This window comes from Bartonella sp. CL70QHWL (genome assembly GCF_042194855.1).
In the GTDB taxonomy this organism is placed as follows: Bacteria; Pseudomonadota; Alphaproteobacteria; order Rhizobiales; family Rhizobiaceae; genus Bartonella.
The window spans coordinates 173,109-193,881 of sequence record NZ_JBHINJ010000001.1; the positions used below are offsets into that span (position 1 = coordinate 173,109).

Annotated in this window: 12 protein-coding genes; 4 read left to right on the forward strand and 8 right to left on the reverse strand. The window is 37.3% G+C overall.

From position 1 onward, the window contains the following. The first annotated feature begins 2 nt into the window (after nt 1–2). Nucleotides 3–2,468 carry a PAS-domain containing protein gene (locus tag ACFIJZ_RS00590; protein ID WP_375630598.1) on the forward strand — a complete coding sequence of 822 codons (2,466 nt, stop codon included), beginning with the start codon at nt 3–5 and terminating at the stop codon, nt 2,466–2,468. Between the two features lie 51 nt (nt 2,469–2,519). Beyond that, complete coding sequence (gene tsaE, locus ACFIJZ_RS00595; RefSeq protein WP_273790201.1) at nt 2,520–2,990, forward strand: tRNA (adenosine(37)-N6)-threonylcarbamoyltransferase complex ATPase subunit type 1 TsaE; 471 nt, start codon at nt 2,520–2,522, stop codon at nt 2,988–2,990. A 690-nt stretch (nt 2,991–3,680) separates the two neighbouring features. Here the strand turns inward: tsaE and trxA are convergent. The 3 genes from trxA to addB all read right to left on the reverse strand — a co-directional run bounded on the left by trxA (nt 3,681) and on the right by addB (nt 10,780). Further along, entirely contained in the window at nt 3,681–4,004 is a 324-nt protein-coding gene (gene trxA, locus ACFIJZ_RS00600) for a thioredoxin (protein ID WP_273790200.1), read from the reverse strand. Nucleotides 4,005–4,181: 177 nt separating this feature from the next. Then, nucleotides 4,182–7,658, reverse strand: a complete 3,477-nt coding sequence (gene addA / locus ACFIJZ_RS00605; protein WP_375630600.1) for a double-strand break repair helicase AddA — start codon at nt 7,656–7,658, stop codon at nt 4,182–4,184. A gap of 2 nt (nt 7,659–7,660) precedes the next feature. After that, nucleotides 7,661–10,780 (reverse strand): double-strand break repair protein AddB, encoded by a 3,120-nt coding sequence (gene addB, locus ACFIJZ_RS00610; RefSeq protein WP_375630602.1) that lies wholly within the window; start codon nt 10,778–10,780, stop codon nt 7,661–7,663. Between the two features lie 318 nt (nt 10,781–11,098). Here addB and ACFIJZ_RS00615 point away from each other — a divergent pair, with 318 nt between their 5' ends. Beyond that, entirely contained in the window at nt 11,099–11,212 is a 114-nt protein-coding gene (locus ACFIJZ_RS00615) for a type II toxin-antitoxin system RelE/ParE family toxin (RefSeq protein ID WP_375630731.1), read from the forward strand. Nucleotides 11,213–11,763: 551 nt separating this feature from the next. Here the strand turns inward: ACFIJZ_RS00615 and ACFIJZ_RS00620 are convergent. The 3 genes from ACFIJZ_RS00620 to ACFIJZ_RS00630 all read right to left on the reverse strand — a co-directional run bounded on the left by ACFIJZ_RS00620 (nt 11,764) and on the right by ACFIJZ_RS00630 (nt 16,608). Then, nucleotides 11,764–13,338 carry a peptide chain release factor 3 gene (locus ACFIJZ_RS00620; protein WP_375630604.1) on the reverse strand — a complete coding sequence of 525 codons (1,575 nt, stop codon included), beginning with the start codon at nt 13,336–13,338 and terminating at the stop codon, nt 11,764–11,766. Next, nucleotides 13,338–14,999, reverse strand: a complete 1,662-nt coding sequence (locus ACFIJZ_RS00625) for a lysine--tRNA ligase (protein WP_273790196.1) — start codon at nt 14,997–14,999, stop codon at nt 13,338–13,340. Before ACFIJZ_RS00625 ends, ACFIJZ_RS00620 begins: the two co-directional genes overlap by 1 nt. Nucleotides 15,000–15,372: 373 nt before the next feature. Then, complete coding sequence (locus ACFIJZ_RS00630; RefSeq protein WP_375630607.1) at nt 15,373–16,608, reverse strand: argininosuccinate synthase; 1,236 nt, start codon at nt 16,606–16,608, stop codon at nt 15,373–15,375. A 171-nt stretch (nt 16,609–16,779) separates the two neighbouring features. On the opposite strand from ACFIJZ_RS00630, the gene ACFIJZ_RS00635 reads away from it, so the two are divergent. Continuing rightward, nucleotides 16,780–17,421 (forward strand): LysE family translocator, encoded by a 642-nt coding sequence (locus ACFIJZ_RS00635; protein ID WP_375630609.1) that lies wholly within the window; start codon nt 16,780–16,782, stop codon nt 17,419–17,421. Nucleotides 17,422–18,200: 779 nt separating this feature from the next. On the opposite strand, the gene rlmN is transcribed toward ACFIJZ_RS00635, so the two are convergent. Next, nucleotides 18,201–19,427: a 23S rRNA (adenine(2503)-C(2))-methyltransferase RlmN gene (rlmN, locus tag ACFIJZ_RS00640; RefSeq protein ID WP_375630611.1), complete on the reverse strand. Its 1,227-nt coding sequence runs from the start codon at nt 19,425–19,427 to the stop codon at nt 18,201–18,203. A gap of 42 nt (nt 19,428–19,469) precedes the next feature. Beyond that, nucleotides 19,470–19,973, reverse strand: coding sequence for an invasion associated locus B family protein (locus ACFIJZ_RS00645; protein WP_273790192.1), 504 nt, complete (start codon nt 19,971–19,973; stop codon nt 19,470–19,472). Nucleotides 19,974–20,773: the final 800 nt, after the last annotated feature.

Sequence of the window (20,773 nt, forward strand, 5' to 3'; positions counted from 1 at the left end):
CCGTGCCTAGCTTTGGTGACTATAACCCCAAAGAAAAAGCTCAAAAAGTGATCCGAATCTATACGTATATATTTTGCCTTTTTTTCTTTTTTTCTCCAACATGCGCTGTTGCTCAGTCATTGGAAGGTTATTTACCATTTTTCTTCACTTTTCCAAATAGTCCATGGCTGCTTTTAGCGCTGTGTGGAGGAATTTCTTGTGCTTCACTTCTCTCGTGCATAGCTGTTACCGTGCGTGCAAAAAAAACTGCACAGAAGCCTTTGAAGATACTTCAGGCAAATTTTTCTGAAAAACTTAAATATTATGAATGGTTTCTGAAAGAAACCGAGCAATTCCTTCTTATTTGGGAAAATCCAACAACCTTACCCCGTGTTGTTGGTGCTCTTTCTGCATTGCAAAAAATAGGAATCGATCAGAAAGATTTTCAGCGTTTTGAGCTCTGGGTTGAAGAAAATTCTCTGCGAGAACTTGATTATGCATTGACTCAACTACGTTGTAAATGTCACCCTTTTGATCTTTCTATCACCACCACAAACAATGTACTGCTACAAGTTACAGGAGTCGTCGCAGGAACAGTCGCTATTGCTCGTTTTCAAGATATCTCAAAACAACAGAGTGAAAATGCTCGTTTACAGAAAGATATAGCCCGCCTTCTTACTGAACTGAGAATGCAGCGTAATCTTCTTGATCTTATTCAAGAGCCCGTATGGATAAAAGATTGTGAAGGAAAAGTTTGTTTTATCAATCGCGCCTTTAGAGAAATGACAGACTTTCCTGAAGACAGTGATGACGTGGGGGATCTTTTCAATGAAAATACACAACGCAAAACAGATGAAACAGAAACAATTTTTCAAGAACATGTTCATACGGTTATTGGTGGAGAACGGCACCGTTTTCATCTCACACGTATTACAACAGCTGAAGGAATGGCAGCTTTTGCACGTGATGACAGCGCATATGAAAATCTTGCTCATGAATTAAGATATGTTCTTCAAAGCCATTGTGAAACACTTGACCAAATTTCAACAGCTGTAGCCATTTTTGATACAAACCAAAAATTAAAATTCTGTAATCATGCTTTCAAAATTTTATGGCCGTTGGAGAGTTCTTTTTTAGAAAGTGAACCAAGCCATACATTGTTTCTTGAACGTTTACGTGAAAAGGGGCTCATTGCTGAACACCCTGATTGGCGCGCATGGAAAGAAGAACTTTTAAAAGCCTATTGGCAAACAGAATCAAACCAACAAATTTGGAATCTTCCAGATGGGCGTACGGTGCGTGTTGTCTCGAACCCTCATCCACAAGGAGGTGTCACTTGGCTGTACGAAAACCTTACAGAAAAAATTGATCTTGAGCGCCGTTATAATACACTTATTAAAATACAAGGTGAAACACTTGATAAACTTTCTGAAGGCGTGGTCGTTTTTGGTACTGATGGACGCCTTCGCTTATCGAATCCTGCCTTGTCGAAATTGTGGTCTCTTCCTTATAATTTACTGGTAGAAGGAACCCATATTACACAGTTACAAAGCCATTGTTCAGCCTTAACCTTGGGGACAGAATGGGATCAGTTTACCAAGTTCATTACCGGTTTTGCTGAAAAACGTGAAACATTTTCAGGTCGTATAGATCTTAAAAATGATATGATTATTGACTATACTCTGGTCCCTCTTCCTAATGGACAAACGATGCTTACTTTTGTGAATGTTACGGATACTGTCCATGTTGCTCGTGCTCTTCAAGAAAAAAATGAAGCATTAGAAAGTGCTGATCGTTTGCGTAATGAATTTGTCCAACATGTTTCTTATGAATTGCGCACACCTCTCACAAATATTATTGGATTTTCCGATATTTTACGTGATCAAATTTTCGGCTCTATCAATGAACGTCAACAAGAATATCTTGAACACATTCATTCAGAATCAGGAACTCTTTTAAATATTGTTAACGATATTCTTGATCTTGCTACCCTTGATGCAGGCATTATGGAGTTGGACATAAAATCGGTTAACATTGCCGATGCTATGATACAAGCAGTAGCACGCGTAGAAGATCGCCTTAATGGACGTCATATTACGCTTTTACAACAAATTTCCCCTTCCTTAAATTCTATTTCTGCTGATGAAAAACGCTTGCATCAAATTTTTGTGAATGTACTGAGCAATGCTATTAATTTTGCAACGGAGGCGAGTACTATTGAATTTTGCGTCGATGAACAAGATGATAACATTGTCTTTAGCGTTCACAATCAGGGCTCTGACATCCCAAAAGACGTCCTTGATCGTATTTTTAAACGTTTTTCTTCCCATTCACACCATGGTGGGCGTGCGGGAGCGGGTCTTGGCCTTTCCCTTGTGAAAAGTTTCGTTGAACTACACGGTGGACATGTTGAAATTCTTACCGGTTCTGGAAAAGGAACAACAGTTAAATGTTTTTTCCCACTCTCCAAAGGAGATAAGATTTTTTAATTTTAACTCTTATGATAACAAAAATTTTTCATCCATTTCATGGAACTTTTAATGAATTTTAGTTTTTTTCTTGAAAATGAAGAGGCAACAAAGCTTTTTGCACAAAATTTAGCTCTTTCTTTAAAGCCAGGAGATCTTGTAACGCTGCAAGGGGATCTTGGAACTGGAAAGTCAACCATTGCACGTACAATCATCCAAACACTTGCAAACGATAACACTATGGATGTTCCAAGCCCTACTTTTACTCTTGTGCAAAGCTATCAACTTCCAAAGTTTGAAATTATTCATGCTGATCTTTATCGCCTTTCTATGGCAGAAGAAATTGATGAATTAGGGCTTCATGAAGCTCGTGAGAAAAATATTTTACTTGTTGAATGGCCAGAAAGAAATACAGCTCTTTTAGAGCTTGCCACTTTTGCACTCACCTTACACTATAAAGAACATGGGCGTCATGTAACAGTTAAATCAGCGCAACATTCCATTGAATGTTTGCAACAGTCTTTTACAATTCGTACATTTTAAAAAACATAGATATAATCATGGGCATCATCATTTTTTTAGTTGGTAATATCTCAGGATATACCTATGAAATTTGAGATGATGAACAACATAAAGAAGGCTTCATGGAGGCACCGACCATGGAAGATGAAACGAAGTGCTGACTCTTTCATATAACAATGACATAAATTGCAAAGGACAGCCGTTAATTTATAGGAATTCATCAATTTATTTTAGAGAATCTGATACCTACAATTTTGATTCTAGAGAATAGTATAAGAGAATTTTAAATTGAAGTGGTAACCCTTTAGAAGAGCATTCTATAACCTGTAGTGAATTGCTTGTTTCTTTCTGCTTAAAAATTGTGAGCTTCAGAAAAGTAATTTGCAAAGTTTTTGCTTAAAATCTCCTTTTATGTGTTGAAAGCACTATCTATCTCAATAGTCTTATCTAAGAAAAAATACCTTTATGAAATTATCATTCACCCAATATTTTTAACACGCATATAAGGAAAGAATTGCCTATATTCTTCATACAAAGCAATTTTTTATAAAAATGGTCAATTGAATCATGCATAAAAGCACGAATTCTTAAATTCATTTAAAATTTTGATTTTTATTGTCTTTTCATTATAATATAATGCAAAAAAGAATATTTTAAAAAAGTCAAAAGGAGAGACAAAACTTCTCTCCTTTATAGTGATTATATGTGGAATTAACTAAGCCCATCTTTTATCCATTCAGAAAGACGTCCTTTAGAGGTAGCGCCAACCATATTCGATGAAATATTTCCATTTTTAAACATTAATAATGTAGGGATAGAACGTACTCCGTATTGGGTAGCCAGTTCCGGATTTTCATCAATATTTACCTTAGCAATTTTAACTTGATTTTGCATTTCTATTGAAATCTCATCCAACATTGGAGCAATCACTTTGCAAGGGCCACACCATTCTGCCCAAAAATCAACCACAACAGGGGTGGAAGAGGTTAGAACTTCACTTTCGAAATTGTCCTTATCAACTTTTATACACGTCATTGATTTATCCTTTATATTCACTTTTTATAGATTGGTATAATAACAATTCATATCAAGTTATTGCAAAGATAAATTATTAAAGGACTTTTTTACACTGGAGATTGTGCATTGTGTTTGTTTGGGCGATTTTATGAAAGTAAATAAAGTGTAAAGATGATTTGCAAGGAAAAGAGTAGCTTATAAAGCAACTTCACTAAGAAATGCCTCAAGTTTTTCTGGAGGAAGTTTAAAAATTTTGGCTTCTTTACTGTAGATAAGCAGAGCCTGGATATCTTTATCGGGATGAATAGCTTGCAACAATTTTCGGTAAAGAGCCATTTGCAACCAGTGATGGGAAGCAATAGCAGCTTCATTTTCTGGTGGGGTTCCTGTTTTAAAATCGGCAAAGATAATACTGTTTTGCGTGATGTAAAGACGGTCAATTTGACCAGAAATTGCTTGTTCTTTTCCACGAATTTTCACAATACCCATTAAGCAGACCTCAGCACGTGAATGCTCAGAGAAAAGGGGCTTGAGGTAAACATGATCTAATATTTTCCAAACATGGCGAAGAGCATCTTCTCTTTGGCTTTCATCCCAATGAGAGGCTTTGATATTGAGATAGTTTCGAGCATAATCTCGACGTTTTTGTGGGGGACAATCGGGTAAGTATTGTAACAATCGGTGAACGAGATTACCATATTCAATGGAAAAAGCCCTGTTGGTATTTTTTTCTCCCAAAACAGGCGAGACGCTATGATATTTTGAATTAGAAGAAATCTCGGTATCAGCCTCAATGGAAAGACTAGCAACAGAGGGTCTCAACGGTTTTGGTAGCACTGGTTCTTCTGGTATTTTATGGGAGAAAAAAGCAGGTAACGGTGGTAAGGTTTGGCATTCAGCACAAGGGACTTTTGAGTTTATAGAAGCAGAAGAAGCAGGTGTAATGCAATAACGCCAAGCTGCAATATCTTCCGAAGAATCTTTTATAGCAAGGGCATGCGGTTCGAGGGCTTTTTTTACGAGTTGTAACCATGTATGAGATGGCGTTTTCGGGCCTTTATATCCACAAATAAACAAGCGATCTTCAGCACGTGTCATTCCTACATAAAGAAGACGCCTATATTCTTCTTCTGCACGCTCTTTTAAATATGAAATTGCTTGTTTAGAGAGTTTTGTATCAAACTTTTCATTGGGATGCCAAATAAAGGCTTGTTTTCCATTCCATTGTGCATTGTTTAAAGGAACTTTAAGCAAGTGAGGCGCATGCTGAGGATGCCAAATCGCACTACCTGGATCGACTAAAAACACAACAGCAGCCTCTAGTCCTTTTGCAGCATGAACAGTCATAATACGAATTTCTTCATTACTTTGTTCAAATTCACGTTTAATTTCTGGTTCGCTTGCACTTAATGTTTCTAAAAAAGCTTGTAATCCTGGTAATCCTGTTTTTTGAATAGTGAGCGTATAATCCATAAAAGCATCGAGCACATCATTTGCTTCAGATCCTAAACGAGACAGAATTTTTTGTCTTCCCTTATCATTATTCAAAATATGGCTATAAAACTCGAAAACCGGTATTTTATCCACTAAAGCGCGATAATGGTTTAGCTTTTCAAAAGCATCTTTAAAAGATGCCTGCGATGATGCGTGCGTAAATAAGCTTTGCCAAAGAGAGCCGGTGCGGTGTGCTGCAAGCTGATAGAGTTCCTCTTCACTAAGAGCAAAAAGTGGGCTTTTTAAAACACAAGCAAGAGAAAGATCATCTTGTGGCTGTAAAACAAAACGTGCAAGCGCCATTAAATCACGGATACTAATATGTTTGGTAAGCTGTAAACGATCAGCTCCTGCTACGGGAATATTACGGTGTTTAAGAGCACGGGAAAGAGCTGAGACAAATTGATCACGTTTACGGACCAAGATCATAATATCACTTGCACGTATTAAGCGTCCTTTTGCTGGAAGCATTTCGCCTTTTTGTAACCAGTCGGCAATCGTTTCAGCAATTTTTTCTGCTAAACGCACTTCAGGTGTATCTAAATGATTAACAGTTGCATGCCAATCTTGAGGAAAGTCACTCGTTTCTTTGGAAATGGCATCCCATATAACAACTTCACCGGGACTGTGAACACGAATAGCTTCATGCACCGTTTTTGTATTTTCTGCCGAAAGTCCTTTATAGTTTTCTGGTGTTTCAAAAACAAGATCAACACTTTTAAGAACATCTGCTGTAGAGCGAAAAGAATAATGCAGTTGTATTTTTTCAAATTGCTGATTTGTTTGCTGCACTTTTTTTTGAATAATTCGTCCATTTGCAGCAAAATTTTCTGGAGCAGCGCCTTGAAAAGAATAAATAGATTGCTTTTCATCTCCAACAGCAAAAAGAGTGCGTATGTTTGTTCGTTGGCTATACCCTGAAAAAAATTCCTGTGCCAACAGTTGAATAATTTGCCATTGCTCAGGGTTGGTGTCTTGTGCTTCATCAAGTAGAATATGATCAAGTCCCTGATCAAGTTTATAGTGCACCCATTGGCTTGCACCTTTGCGCTGTAACAAATGAAGTGTACGCTCAATAAGATCATCAAAGTCTAAGAAGCCATTGGACTTTTTTAGATTCTTATAAATTTTGAGATAAATAGCACAGAGCTGAAAAGCAGCCATATTGAGAGTGGCAACCTTTGCGCATTGATATTTTTCTAAAAAAACAGAAAGCTTGTTTTGTTTATCTTCAAGCATTTGTTGAATAAAAGGCCAAATTTCGTCTGATTTTTTACGAGATAAATTTGAAAAATTACGCGGCTCACCTTTGATTGTAAAATAAATATCAGAAATAATATTGAGAATATTTTTCTCATCATGCACCTTTTCTAATTGGGAAAGTTTTTCCACCATATCCTTAAAGCTTTGACTACCATTGATTTCACAATGCTTAAGAGCATAAAGAGGAAGGCGCGCTGTTTGTTTAATTTGTTCCAGCAGATATTGATTTGTTTCATTGGGCGCTAAGTTAAAAAGCGCGCGCAATTTTTCTTCTCCATTTTCAGATAAAAGAGAAGATAAAAAATCAGACAATTTATGTTGCTTTTCAACTGCTTCATAGAGCAATTGGTTAAAAGTATGTTCGCTAATAACTTGAAGTAACTGTTGCAAAGCAGGTTGTACATCACGACGGGCTAAAAGTTGACGACGGGATTCTTGTCGTAATTTTTTTCGACCGATATCATCGGGAAGTTCAAAATGCCCTGCAATATTGGCTTCTAACATAAATTGATGTAAGAGAGCTTCACAAAAAGCATGAATCGTTTGAATTTTTAAGCCACCAGGCGTTTCGAGAGCACGCGCGAAGAGTTGTCGTGCATAAGTTAGTTTTTGCGCATTAACAGGCTTTTTTTCAAACCGTGTTAAGGTTTCTTGCAGCTGTGCATCATCGAGCTCATTCCAACTGGAAAGCGTGCGAAAAATTCGCGATTGCATAACAGCAGCAGCAGCTCTTGTATAAGTAAGGCATAAAATACGTGCTGGAGACGTACCGTTTAAAAGCAAACGGATAACACGTTCACTTAAAACGTGGGTTTTTCCAGATCCAGCATTTGCAGAAACCCACACGTTTTTTTGGGGATGTGTTGCTGTTGCTTGTGCATCAAGAGCGGCTTCAGGAATAGAAAAAAACGTCATGATTACTCTTCTTTATGAAAACCACTTGACCATTCCCACAACCGAGCCAAATGGTCGTAGTCACCTTCATATCGTTTTGACATAGGGACAGCATGTGAGAGATAACCTTGTTGTGGATTTTGATAATAAGTTATGAGTGCGATAAGATTTTCCCATGCATTGTCAGCAAGATCAACAGCACTTAGATGAGTTTTTCCGTCTTTTTTCTTTAAAAGAATTGATTGGGATTTAATTTCACCTTTTTTGTTAAGAGGAATGTAAAATAAATTTGAGGGGGTAAAATCTTGAAAATCTGGGAAGCCCCCTTGTATGAGTAAAGCTGTTTCTAAAGCCAATTGCGGAAATAATAATTCACGAACTTGTTTTGATGAAGGAGGGGTTCCGGTTTTGAAATCTAGAATTTCAACCGTTTTATCTGGCAAAACATCAAGACGATCAGCACGTCCTGAAAGGGTTACTCCTGTTGTTCCTATAGGAATTTTTTGTGATACCACTTCCGAATATCGCTCTCGCAATCCTAAACTTTGTTCCCATTGAATAAAGCGTGGAGCAAGGTTTTCAAAACTATTCCACCAAATTACTTCAATATCGGGTGGAAAATTGAATTTATCAAACTCTTTACGCCCAATAGCAAGCAGTACATTGAGTGCATTTGCAGCATTTGGATTTTTCATTTGTGTGCAAAAAGCTGCAAGAATAGCGTGATAAAGTGTTCCTCGTTCTGAAGCGCTAGGATCATGAATAAGTTCTTTAAGTGGTTTGAGCCTTAAGATTTTTTTAGCATAAATAGCATAGGGATCATATCGCAATGTTTCTATTTCAGTAACTGAAAAATGACGCGGGCGTATATCAAGAGGCGGAGCAGGGCAAGGACGTTCCACCTCAGAAGTTATGCTTGTATGATCAAGCATCTTTGCCCAATGGCGTAGTATTTCACCTCGTTCACGGATTTGTTCCCAAACCTGTTTTCCTACAACTGTTTCCATGCGTTGTAGCCAGCGTGAAGGAATGGAAGGCGTATGATTAACGCGCAATGCGCGACTCATCACCACTTTTTCCATTCCCATCGCCCATTGAAAATCATGCGCAGAAATACCAATACGCTGCTCTGGTGGTTCCAGAGTTAACATCATTTTCATCGGTCGCGATAAAAAAGCATCATTTCGGGTTGATATCGGCCATGACCCTTCATTAAGACCGCCGATGACCACTGTATCAACCGTTTGCAAACGCGATTCCAAAGTACCCCAGATGAATAAACGTGGATGTCCTCCAGGCGAAGGTGCGACGGAACGGGTTGCTATTATGGCAGAAAACATAGCGGGCCATTCACAAAGATGAAATGTTAATCCCGATTGATCACTGACCAATTCACGCAAAAAATTTGATAGGGTTTGTCCTGCTTCGTGTTGATAAAGATGTGCAAGAGAATTATCCTCATTGCGACCAAAATTTTCAAAAACCTCAACAGTTGCTATTGCAGCCTCATTGATGGTGCATTCTTTCTCTTGTTTCATAAGAGATGTTAAAGGTTCAACAGCTTTTTTCAAAAGATGACAAAGGAGACGTGCTTCTTCACATTTCTGCTGATCAAGGGTGTTGACTTCAGAACTATTATGAAAGGATGTATCAATCCATTTTTCGAGAAATTGATCACACTCGCAAAGATTGATGCGCCCTGTATTCCCTCGAAGAACAAAAAGTTCAAAATTTTCTGCCATTTCCCGTAAACGATGACGGTTTTGTTGGAGTGTTGTAAGGGGATGTTTAAGAAGAGAAAGAAAAGCAATGGGATCATCAGCTTGTAACACATTTTCTAAAATAAGTCGTAAGAGAGTTACAGGCAATGTTTGTGCAAGTGGTATTCCGCCTGAATCATTTGCTTCAATTCCAAATCGCTGTAATTCCACAGCAACACGGCGTGCTAAATTACGGTCATTTGTAATAAGGGCTGCAGTTTTTTTGGGTTCTTCAATAGCTTTGCGTAAGGTAACAGCTATCGCAAGAGCTTCTTCACGTTCATTTATAGCTTCAATAAATGACCAATCTGCACAAAGATTCTCATAATCATCACGGACAATTTGTACCCATTTGTCTGTTGTAGAAGCTGGTCGGAGTGCTTCTGATAAAAGAGCCATTCGTTTTTTCTTTATGCTACTCTGTTGGCCAATTTCGCAAACATGATGACGTTGACACTCCATGAGAGTTAGAAGTTTTTTTAAATGATATTGAGGATGGCTAAAAACATTTTCTGCAGGATCAAAAAAATCACAAGCTGTTTTTTCTTTATTGCTTGTGCTTAGTGCATTCCATTGTTCTTCATCCATATGAAGATCAAGACCAGGAAGAACAACAGCCCCTTTGGGCAGAGAAGATATAACCTTTAAAAGATGAGAAACTGCGGGCATAGAACCTGACACACCAGCTGCAATGATCGGTTTATCAGGCTGCATGCATCGTAAAGTCTCTGCATGCATTGTGAGTACTTGATTACGCCATTCAGCGGGATTACTTCGTTGTTTTTCTTTCAAGATTTTTGGCCAATTTTGCGTAACAATAGTCAAGAAATCGAGCGTTATTTGCCACCATTCAGCGACCATATCAGGTGCAATATTTTTAAGTTCTGACCAATCTGCTCCTTCTGCTTCAATTTCGTCCATCAAATGTGCTAAATCTTGCGCAAGCCAAATCGCATCAGCACTATGAGCCGGAATAAGTACATCTTCTGTACCAAACATGGCACGCAGATGCGCAGGCAAATTTTCACGCCATGGACGGATAAGGCGCGCTAAAAGTAAAAGACGTTCGCTTTCTCCAATAGGTGGATCGAGAGCGCTGGTATGATTTTCAACAAAAAGAAAACTGTCTTCATCGACATCTCCTAGAGCACGAATGGTTGGCAAAAATGTTGATTGTGTATCACTTCTTTCAACAAAGGCTAAACGCAAAGCGCGAGCAGCACGACGTGTCGGAACATAAATAAGGCTATCGGCAAGGGCTGTTTGAATGTCTCCACTTGAAGGGAAATTATCAATAAGGCTACCAGAAAGTAGTGCATCAACAAAGTGAGGCAAAAAAGCAGTTCCCAGAGAAATAGAAAAGACATGCGGTTTATAGGTCATATGATCTCATATTTGGGATAACAGATTTCAGCTTATTGATTATTTGTATTATTTTGACTGTATACAATATTTATACAAGGAAAAACTGAAAAGCTATGTTTATAAAGCAGATTTTTTAGTTTAGATTTAAAAAATATCGAAATAAATTATATTTCTTAAGTCATCGCGAAAAAATATATAAAATTTTTCTTATATTTTTCAACGTAGAATTGGCTACAGTTTATTCTCTAACTCAAATAGGTAATATAAAAATAAATATTAAAGTTTTAAAAGGTTCTAGAGGTACCAGTGCGCTGTAACTCTTTTAATAATAAATAAATTTACCGTATTTTTTATACAGTTCAATCTAAAAATATCCTTTACATACTCCATCACTTTCAGAAAAAAATAGATATCATGATATTGCAAAACTTAAAAAAATCAGTTTCATAAATAATATTTTAGAATCCCATAAAAAGCTTGGAAAAAAATAATAATATTTCCATATTTCACAGCGAAAACAGATTACTTTGAGGGAGAGAGTTTTGCGAAAGTTTATCGTGCAAGCCTCTATCTTGCTAGAATTACATCCCTTATGCAAAATAGAATGCCCAAAAATATCATTATGTTGCAATTTTATATGTTTGTTTTTAAAGGGACATTTTTCATTGTACTTGATCTTACCTCGTCATGTCATCCCGTAAATAATATAAATGAATAGTATAACGTAAACTTCCGTGAATGGGATGAGATACATCACACACCACCATCGTTACATCATAACGCTATAACCACCATCATCATTTTTACCCTCACCCAATATTTTGAAAGCTCTTGGCTATAGAGAAGATCTATAAGAGGTATTGTATTTCTTGCTTCAAGTGTTTTACGCACACACCAATCATACTTATGATTTTTAAACAAATGATTTTGATTGTTCCCATATAAAAAACGATAAATTATCATTATAAATCAAATTATTGTAGAAAAGATTTTTCTTTATTTTAAGAGCGTACTTGATAATCTTTAAAAGCAGAAAATTTTATTTTAGGAGCTCTTTCTGCCTCATAATTCAATGAAAAATGGTTCTCCGCTAAAAAAACTGGATCACCTTCTAAATCATACGCAATAGCAGAGCGGTGATTGCTGAGAAACTTTTGCAACTCATCTTTGCTCTGCGCTGAAATCCAACGGCATAAATTAAAGCGCGCAGACTCAAAATTCACTGGCAAAGAATATTCTATTTTTAATCGTTCTTTTAAGACATCAATTTGCAAAGCACCAATAACACCAATGAGAGAAGGCGACCCATCATCAGGAATAAACAATTGTACAACCCCTTCTTCAGCCATTTGTTGCAAAGCTTCTTTGAGCTTTTTTGCTTTCATTGGATCGCCTAAACAAACACGACGCAAAATCTCTGGTGCAAAATTTGGTACTCCCTTAAAGAGGATATCTTCTCCTTCAGTCAAAGTATCGCCGATACGCAATGTTCCATGATTAGGGATCCCTACGATATCACCAGCATAGGCTTGATCAGCAATTTGGCGCGAACGCGCAAAGAAAAATTGTGGAGCCGAAAGTGTCATCGGTTTTCTTGTTCGAACCAACTTTGTTTTCATACCACGTTCAAGCGTTCCCGAACATACCCGAAAAAATGCAATACGATCACGATGATTAGGGTCCATATTCGCTTGAATTTTAAAAACAAATCCCGTCATTTTAGGTTCAGTTGCTATGACATTGCGCTGATCTGCACTTTGATCACGAGGACTTTGACCAAAATCTATAAGCGCATTGATCAAATCACGAACACCAAAATTTCGCAAAGCTGAACCAAAATAAACCGGTGTCATATGACCTTCACGGAAAGCTTGCAGATCAAAATTCTTGCAAACACTTTGAGCAAGTTCTACCCCTTCAATAAAAGTTGAACGTTGATATTCAGGGAGTAAATGGACAACCTCTCTGGGATTTGAAACTATCTGCTGTATTATCTCATCATCTTTTTGACGAAAACGATTATGATGAAGGTCATAGGTACCAACAAAATCTTTACCCGACCCAATTGGCCATGTTATAGGCGCGGTATCAAGAGCAAGCTTTTCTTCAATTTCATCTAAAAGCTCTATAGGATCACGTGCCTCACGATCCATTTTATTGATAAACGTAACAATAGGAATATCCCGCATCCGACACACTTCAAACAATTTTAATGTTCTAGGCTCAATCCCGCGGGCCCCATCCAATACCATGATAGCACTATCAACAGCTGTGAGAGTGCGATACGTATCATCCGCAAAGTCCTCATGTCCTGGGGTATCTAGGAGATTAAAAATATGATTTTCATATTCAAACGTCATCACCGAAGTCACAACGGAAATACCACGATCACGCTCAATATTCATCCAATCAGAACGGGTTTGAATACGATCTTTTTTGGCTTTTACTTCTCCTGCAAGTTGAATAGCACCACCAAACAATAAAAGCTTTTCTGTTAATGTTGTTTTCCCCGCATCTGGGTGAGCAATAATTGCAAATGTACGGCGTCGCTTTACTTCCTGCACTCTTCGTTCCATTATTCCTCCGTCGGCCGTGCAAGTGTTTCAGCAATCAGTGCACGCATTTCATTAATCCCATAAAGCGCTATAAATGATCCCCATCGTGGACCTCGCTCTTGTCCAAGAAGGACTTCATACAACATTTGAAAAAAAACATTAGAAACACCAGGCCCACCTTCAGGGCTTTTTTTGCTATGATCTTGATAACGTTCCGTTAATCGTGCAACATCAAGAAGCATATTTTGTAATATGTTGCCATCAACAGTTTCAGGTAAATGAGCTAATTTTTCATCAATTTGTGCTAATGTTTCTCGTTCGCTATCATCTGGTATACGAAATTTCTTGTTTGGTTTAACAAAAACATCAAAATATTTAATAGCAAACTTCACCAATTGATCAAGTTCTGGATAAGTTTGTGCATTTGCTCCTTTAGCGTAACGAGAAATAAAACCCCAAAGAACTTCTGCATTCTCCGCATTTGAAGCACTTACCAAATTTAGGAGCATCGCAAAGGATACAGGCAAATCAACCTGCGGTGGACAACCATTATGAATATGCCATACAGGATTACTAAGCCGTTCTTGCCATTTTTGACGACCATAGGCTGAAAGATGCGCATAGTATTCATCAACCGCTTTAGGAATGACATCAAAATAAAGCCTTTTTGCTGTTTTAGGCTTTGAAAACATATAAAGCCCTAAACTCTCTGTTGGAGCATAAGTAAGCCATTCATCAATGGTTAAGCCATTTCCCTTGGATTTGGAAATTTTCTGCCCTTTCTCATCTAAAAAGAGCTCATAGTTGAATCCTTCTGGGGGTTTTCCACCTAATACTTTACAAATTTTAGAAGAAAGATTTGTGGAATCGATAAGGTCTTTTCCGGCCATTTCATAATCAATGCTAAGTGCTGTCCAACGCATTGCCCAATCTACCTTCCACTGACACTTAACTTTGCCCCCCGTAACCTCTGTTTCTATAGTTTCTCCTGTTTCTGGCTCAATATAAGTGACTGTACCTTTTTCAACATTACGCGCAATCATCGGTACCTGTAATACTTTTCCAGAAAAGGGAGAAATCGGTAGAAAGAGTGAATAGGTCGCTTGCCGTTCTTCACCTAATGTTGGTAAAATAATTGCCATAACCTTGTCATAACAGGCAAGGATTTTCAAAAGTGTTTCATCAAAACGACCAGAATTGTAATAATCCGTAGCACTTGCAAATTCATAATCAAAACCAAAACGATCAAGGAAAGCCCGTAACCGCGCATTATTCGCTGCCCCAAAAGAAGGATAATCATCTCCAAAAGGGTCGGGTACACGACTCAACGGTTGACCAAGATAATGTTCCATCCTTTCGCGATCAGGCACATTCTCAGGAACCTTGCGCAAACCATCCATATCATCAGAAAAACAAAGTAATTTTGTTTTTACTTTATTCTCCGTGAGAATATGAAATGCATGACGCACCATGGTTGTACGTGCAACTTCCCCAAAAGTTCCAATATGCGGTAAACCAGAAGGGCCATAACCTGTTTCAAATATCACATTGTCTGGATAACCCGTTTTTTCATACCGTTTGATAATCTTACGTGCTTCTTCAAATGGCCAAGTTCTCGATTGAGAAGCTGCATCTTTTAATTCAGGCGTAAGGTTGAGGGTATCACACTGATCACGCATCATTATTTATCCTAAAAATTACACTCTTTTAAAATAGGGTGTATGGTTCTTGAATTTATTCGTCAATAATAGCAAGCAAAAAGATGAAAATTTCTTTATACTCTTAAGTCACAATACAAAAACCGCCCTCGTTATAAACATGTTTTGTTCTGATAAAAATCAAAAACATTCAATATTATAAAGCAAAATTGACTTGTTTTGATTATCGAAGCCTTCATTGCTATTATTATCATGGGTTTTGCTTATTATATTTATTAGCGCAGAAGATAAGCTTCTAGTATTGAACGAAAGAACGGTAAAAACCAACAGAAAAATGCTTAAACTAGGCATTTCATACAAAAGCACTAATCCATATTACACTTGTCACCGTAATTTTCTATTTCTTTTCTTTATCACCTTGATGACGCATTGCTAATGTACGCAAACGTAGAGCATTTAATTTAATAAAACCAGTTGCATCTCTTTGATCATAAACACCTTGATCATCCTCGAAAGTTACCAACTCACTAGAATAAAGTGATTTTTTACTTTGGCGCCCTTCAATAATTACATTCCCCTTATAAAGCTTTAACGTGACTTCACCTTCAACATGTTCTTGAGATAAATCAATAGCTGCCTGCAACATCTTACGTTCCGGCGAAAACCAAAATCCATAATAAATGAGTTCTGCATAACGTGGCATCAATTCATCTTTCAAATGAGCTGCACCACGATCTAGTGTTAAAGATTCTATCGCTCTGTGAGCCGTCAAAAGAATGGTCCCCCCTGGTGTTTCATAAATACCCCGCGATTTCATACCCACAAAGCGATTTTCTACCAAATCTAACCGACCAATACCATTATCGCGCCCATAATGATTTAATTCTGCAAGTAAAGTTGCAGGAGATAAATTTTTTCCATTGATTGAAACAGCATCGCCTTTTTTAAAGCCAAGAGTAATTCTGGTTGCTTGATCTGGAGCATCTTCCGGCGAAAGAGTACGCATATGGACATATTCAGGAGCAGGAAGTGCTGGATCTTCTAAAATCTTTCCTTCTGATGAAGAATGCAATAAATTTGCATCCACTGAAAAAGGCGCTTCACCTTGCTTATCCTTTTCTACAGGAATTTGATGAATACGAGCAAATTCAAAGAGATCTGTCCGACTCTTAAAATCCCAATCACGCCATGGAGCAATAATCTTTATATCAGGATTAAGCGCATAAGCGGAAAGCTCAAAGCGTACCTGATCATTGCCTTTTCCTGTTGCTCCATGAGCAATCGCATCAGCCCCTGTTTCCTTAGCAATTTCAATAAGGCGTTTTGAAATAAGTGGACGTGCAATTGATGTTCCTAAAAGATAAGTCCCCTCATAAATGGTATTGGCTCGAAACATCGGAAAAACAAAATCACGCACAAATTCTTCACGCAAATCTTCAATATAAATTTCTTTAACACCTAGCATTTCAGCTTTACGACGAGCAAGTTCCAGCTCTTCCCCCTGCCCCAAATCTGCTGTAAAAGTTACAACTTCAACGCCTAGCGTACTTTGCAACCATTTAAGAATAATTGACGTATCCAATCCACCTGAATAAGCCAAAACAACTTTTCTAATATTTTGCCACTTTTTCATTTTAACGTTCTATATGAGCTACTTTTTTTATTTCTACCCAAAAATCAAAACGATACAAGAAATATAAAAATAAATTCTTTTTAAGCAACATTAAAAAGACGTAAAAAGCGTAAATAAAGGTGCCTCAAAGTATAAATAGTGAACACTGCTTAAAAATAAAAGGAGATTTACGTGTCATTTCTACCGGAGTGGTCTATTGTTGTACAATTTGCTTTAGCATCGTTGATTTTAGCACTTATTCCAGGACCAGATATGATGCTTTCTGTAGGACGAACCATTACACAAAGCAAAAAAGCTGGAATTATGTGCGCCTTGGGTAGTGCAACAGGGTTTGCCATTCAGGTTACCGCTGTAGCACTTGGCTTATCAGCGCTTATTTTTGCTGCACCACATACTTTTGTTCTTCTGAAAATTGTTGGCGCCTTTTATCTTTTATGGTTTTCCTTTCAAGCGTTACGGAGAAACCCCACTTTTTCCTTTGAACAGACATCTTCTAAATCTCAAAGCGCTAAACGTAATTATCTTGCTGGTATTGGAATTAATCTTCTCAATCCTAAAGTTATACTCTTTAACGCGACATTCTTACCACAATTTATCAATGCGAATGATCCTATGGCAACACAAAAATTGCTCTTTTTAGGACTCTCTTATATTCCTATTTCTTTCCCCATTACAATTGCAATCGTTTTTACAGCGCATAAACTTACCAAAACTCTCAAAAAGAACCCTCTTTATATTCGCTTTCTCGACTGGCTTATTGCTGGTACTTTTACCAGCTTTGCCCTCCATCTCCTTATCGTTACAAAACATTGATTTATATGTGTAATGTATCGCTTTTAATTTAAATAAAAAAACAAATATTATAAGATTTTTTCATTTCAAACCCGTTTATGTTGAATAAAACAATACCTTTCCTTTGTACATCACAAGCGAAGCTGGAGTTTTCGTATGGATAAAAACTGTCTAAGAAAAGAATAAAAATACCTCTTATGAACCATCTTAAGTGCCAAAAGCTGTTTACAACATTGGGAGCTAAAAAATAGAATGGTGGTATCAACTTACACCTTTATTAAACATAAAGGTGTAGGAGTATAGTACATTTCACAGAGCCTTTTTGTTATACTCTTCACAGGCATTGTCGTGATATGAAGAGTGCACTCAGAGATACCTAAAAAACATATCAATGGACAACACAATGGTATTTATATTTTAGATCCTCTGTTGTGCTTGTGAAGCGTGATCTTATTAAAGAACGTAATAAACAAAAGCATGAGGCAGTGCACCATCTCCACTTTTTAAAAGATATTACCGTAGATGCTTTTAAAAGACATAAAACCGAATTAAAGAGTATGATAATAAGGTAGAAATTAGTTACAATCCTTAAGACCTCATATTCCCTCTAAATTAGGCTTCCTTCTTATTTCAGAGATTATGCAAACAGACTATAGACAATATCTTACCCCTTTTAGCATATAAAAGCTGAGACTGTTCGTCTAGCACTTATCTATCTTAATCTCTGTCTCACACATGCTATTATATGATGATTTACTGAAAAAAAGCATAGGCCTCGATATCGCTGAAAATTGCGTTAACTAATGACCAATGGCATTTTCAAGTCGTAACCGTTCAGATTTACGTAAGCGCTCTGAAGCTGATTTAAGCTGTCCACATGCAGCTAAAATATCGCGTCCACGCGGTATCCGAATAGGAGAAGCATAGCCCGCTTGATTAACGACATCAGCAAAACGCTCGATTTGCTCCCAATCAGAACACTGATAATTACTCCCTGGCCACGGATTAAAAGGGATTAAATTAATCTTAGCAGGAATCCCTTTCAATAACTGAATCAATCGCTTAGCATCATCTAAACTATCATTGATATCTTTCAGCATAACATATTCAAATGTGATTCGTTTTGCATTGGAAAGACCAGGATAATTACGGCAAGCCTCCATTAGTAAAGCAAGCGGATATTTTTTATTAATGGGAACAAGCATATCCCTTAGTGTATCGTGTACTGCGTGGAGTGAAATTGCTAACATAACACCAATTTCTTCTCCGGTTCGGATAATTCTAGGAACAACCCCACTAGTTGAAAGCGTAATTCGACGTTTTGATAAAGAAAGGCCATCGCCATCAGAGGCAATCAATAAAGCTTTTTTAACAGCTTCAAAATTATAAAGAGGTTCTCCCATTCCCATCATAACAATATTGGTAATTTTTCGTCCTTCAATGGGAACAATTGCTCCATCAGGGGTATTCTTATCAGGAAAATCACCCAAACAATCACGTGCAACCAATAGTTGTGCCAAAATCTCTTCTGCGGTCAGATTACGAACAAGCATCTGCGTTCCCGTATGGCAAAAAGAGCAGGTTAACGTACACCCTACTTGCGATGAAAGACATAAAGTACCGCGTCCTTCTTCAGGGATATAAACCGTTTCAATTTCAACAGGTCTTCCAGCTCCACGTGCAGGAAAACGTAAAAGCCATTTACGTGTACCGTCTTTTGATATTTGTTCTCCAACAATTTCTGGACGCATAATGGAAAAATGACACTTAAGTGTTTCTTGCATTGCTTTAGAAATATTCAGCATCTCATCAAAATTTGAAACACCACGCACATAAAGCCAATGCCAAAGCTGACGCATACGCATACGCGTTTGATGCTCTGGTACACCAACTGTCTTTAAAGCTTGTATCATTTCATCTTGCGACAAACCAATTAAAGAGAGCTTAGAACTCTCCTTCACGACCACATTATCTGTTTTTCGTGCAAAACATGAACCAACTGGTCTAAGGTCATAGGAAATGGCCATTGCTTTCCAATTCACATCACTATTTTAGAAGTTATCGAAACCTTAATGGCACTTTTGAGCTGCGTTTAATGCAGCAGTGACCCCTTTTAAGGAATAAGTATAGGTGGTATGCGTTCCTCTTTTTGATATCGCTTGCACTGTCATATTGTTTCCAGCACGTATAGCAGAAACAAGCTGCTTTTCTAGCTCTGATGACGCCAACCAAGCTGAGGAATCCTTCGTGAAAAAATTAAAGTCCTTATTTCCAATGGTCACTGTCACTCTCGATCCTTCTTGAAGCGTATAACCAGCCATAAACTGCGGTTCGAACGAAACAGGTGAATGAGAACGCTTGGTAATTAAGAAAAAATTATCACCATGATTAACCGTCGTTGGAAGAGCCTTCAAAGGTACCGATAACACATAGCAAATCGTATTTTGGGGCGATTTATAAGAATAGACCCCCCATGCTTCAAATTGATTTAAACGATTTGGCGTTTGTGCACATGCTGCCCCAGCTGTAACCAGAACCATTACAGATGCAGCAATAACAGTCTTTTCAAACATCTTTATTTAGCTCACTTCTTTAGTCTCTAACAAAATTCTCTTCATTGGAAAAATTCAAAAAAACCTCGATACTCATGTATCACTGTCCTAATTCTTCCAATAAGCAAAATATTTTCACACCAATCAAAATAGATCTCTACATTTCATTGTGACCTTTTAGGTGTTACCAAAATATAAACTTCTTATTCAATAACCACATTAAAAAATAACATTTTTATTTTATGCTACTCATTTCGTTTTTGTATAAAAAACGCTTTCTTTAAGCAATAGAACTTCAAAACGAAATGAAAATACACCACCACTCTGTTAAGAAATAAACTATACTCTTTAATATCACAAGAAATCTGCTGCAAAATTTTGCAAACATACCCTGAGCTCCCCAAAAATTTCACAGCCTTGCGAATATCACTTCTCGACTTCACACATTCAATACATTTATGTTCGTAAATACCTCACCTTTTATCCATTATAGTGCATTCATACTTCGTATTCAACATCGTTCCCATATCGCCTTTTCATAATCTTCAAAATATCTTAAAAAAGTAATAGACTATTATCACTACATTGGTCATGAAACATAAAGTACTAGATTTTGTCTCAACAACTACATGTAACTTTGTTTCTTTTGCTCCTATTAACTCTTCCTATATATTTCATCTCCAATTTTTAAGTTCTAAAGTGATTCTAGTAGCTTATAATAGCTTAAACATATTATTTTAAATGTATTAGACAATTCCTTTCTTCCTGTTACCAAAAACGTTTTAAGAATTTTTTGACAAGTTCTCTTATCTTATTTCTAA

Excerpts from the sequence above, each read along its gene's own strand:
- tsaE (WP_273790201.1), top strand. The coding sequence starts at position 2,520 with ATGAATTTTAGTTTTTTTCTTGAAAATGAAGAGGCAACAAAGCTTTTT.
- trxA (WP_273790200.1), bottom strand. The coding sequence starts at position 4,004 with ATGACGTGTATAAAAGTTGATAAGGACAATTTCGAAAGTGAAGTTCTA.
- addA (WP_375630600.1), bottom strand. The coding sequence starts at position 7,658 with ATGACGTTTTTTTCTATTCCTGAAGCCGCTCTTGATGCACAAGCAACA.
- addB (WP_375630602.1), bottom strand. The coding sequence starts at position 10,780 with ATGACCTATAAACCGCATGTCTTTTCTATTTCTCTGGGAACTGCTTTT.
- ACFIJZ_RS00620 (WP_375630604.1), bottom strand. The coding sequence starts at position 13,338 with ATGGAACGAAGAGTGCAGGAAGTAAAGCGACGCCGTACATTTGCAATT.
- ACFIJZ_RS00625 (WP_273790196.1), bottom strand. The coding sequence starts at position 14,999 with ATGATGCGTGATCAGTGTGATACCCTCAACCTTACGCCTGAATTAAAA.
- ACFIJZ_RS00630 (WP_375630607.1), bottom strand. The coding sequence starts at position 16,608 with ATGAAAAAGTGGCAAAATATTAGAAAAGTTGTTTTGGCTTATTCAGGT.
- rlmN (WP_375630611.1), bottom strand. The coding sequence starts at position 19,427 with ATGGCCATTTCCTATGACCTTAGACCAGTTGGTTCATGTTTTGCACGA.
- ACFIJZ_RS00645 (WP_273790192.1), bottom strand. The coding sequence starts at position 19,973 with ATGTTTGAAAAGACTGTTATTGCTGCATCTGTAATGGTTCTGGTTACA.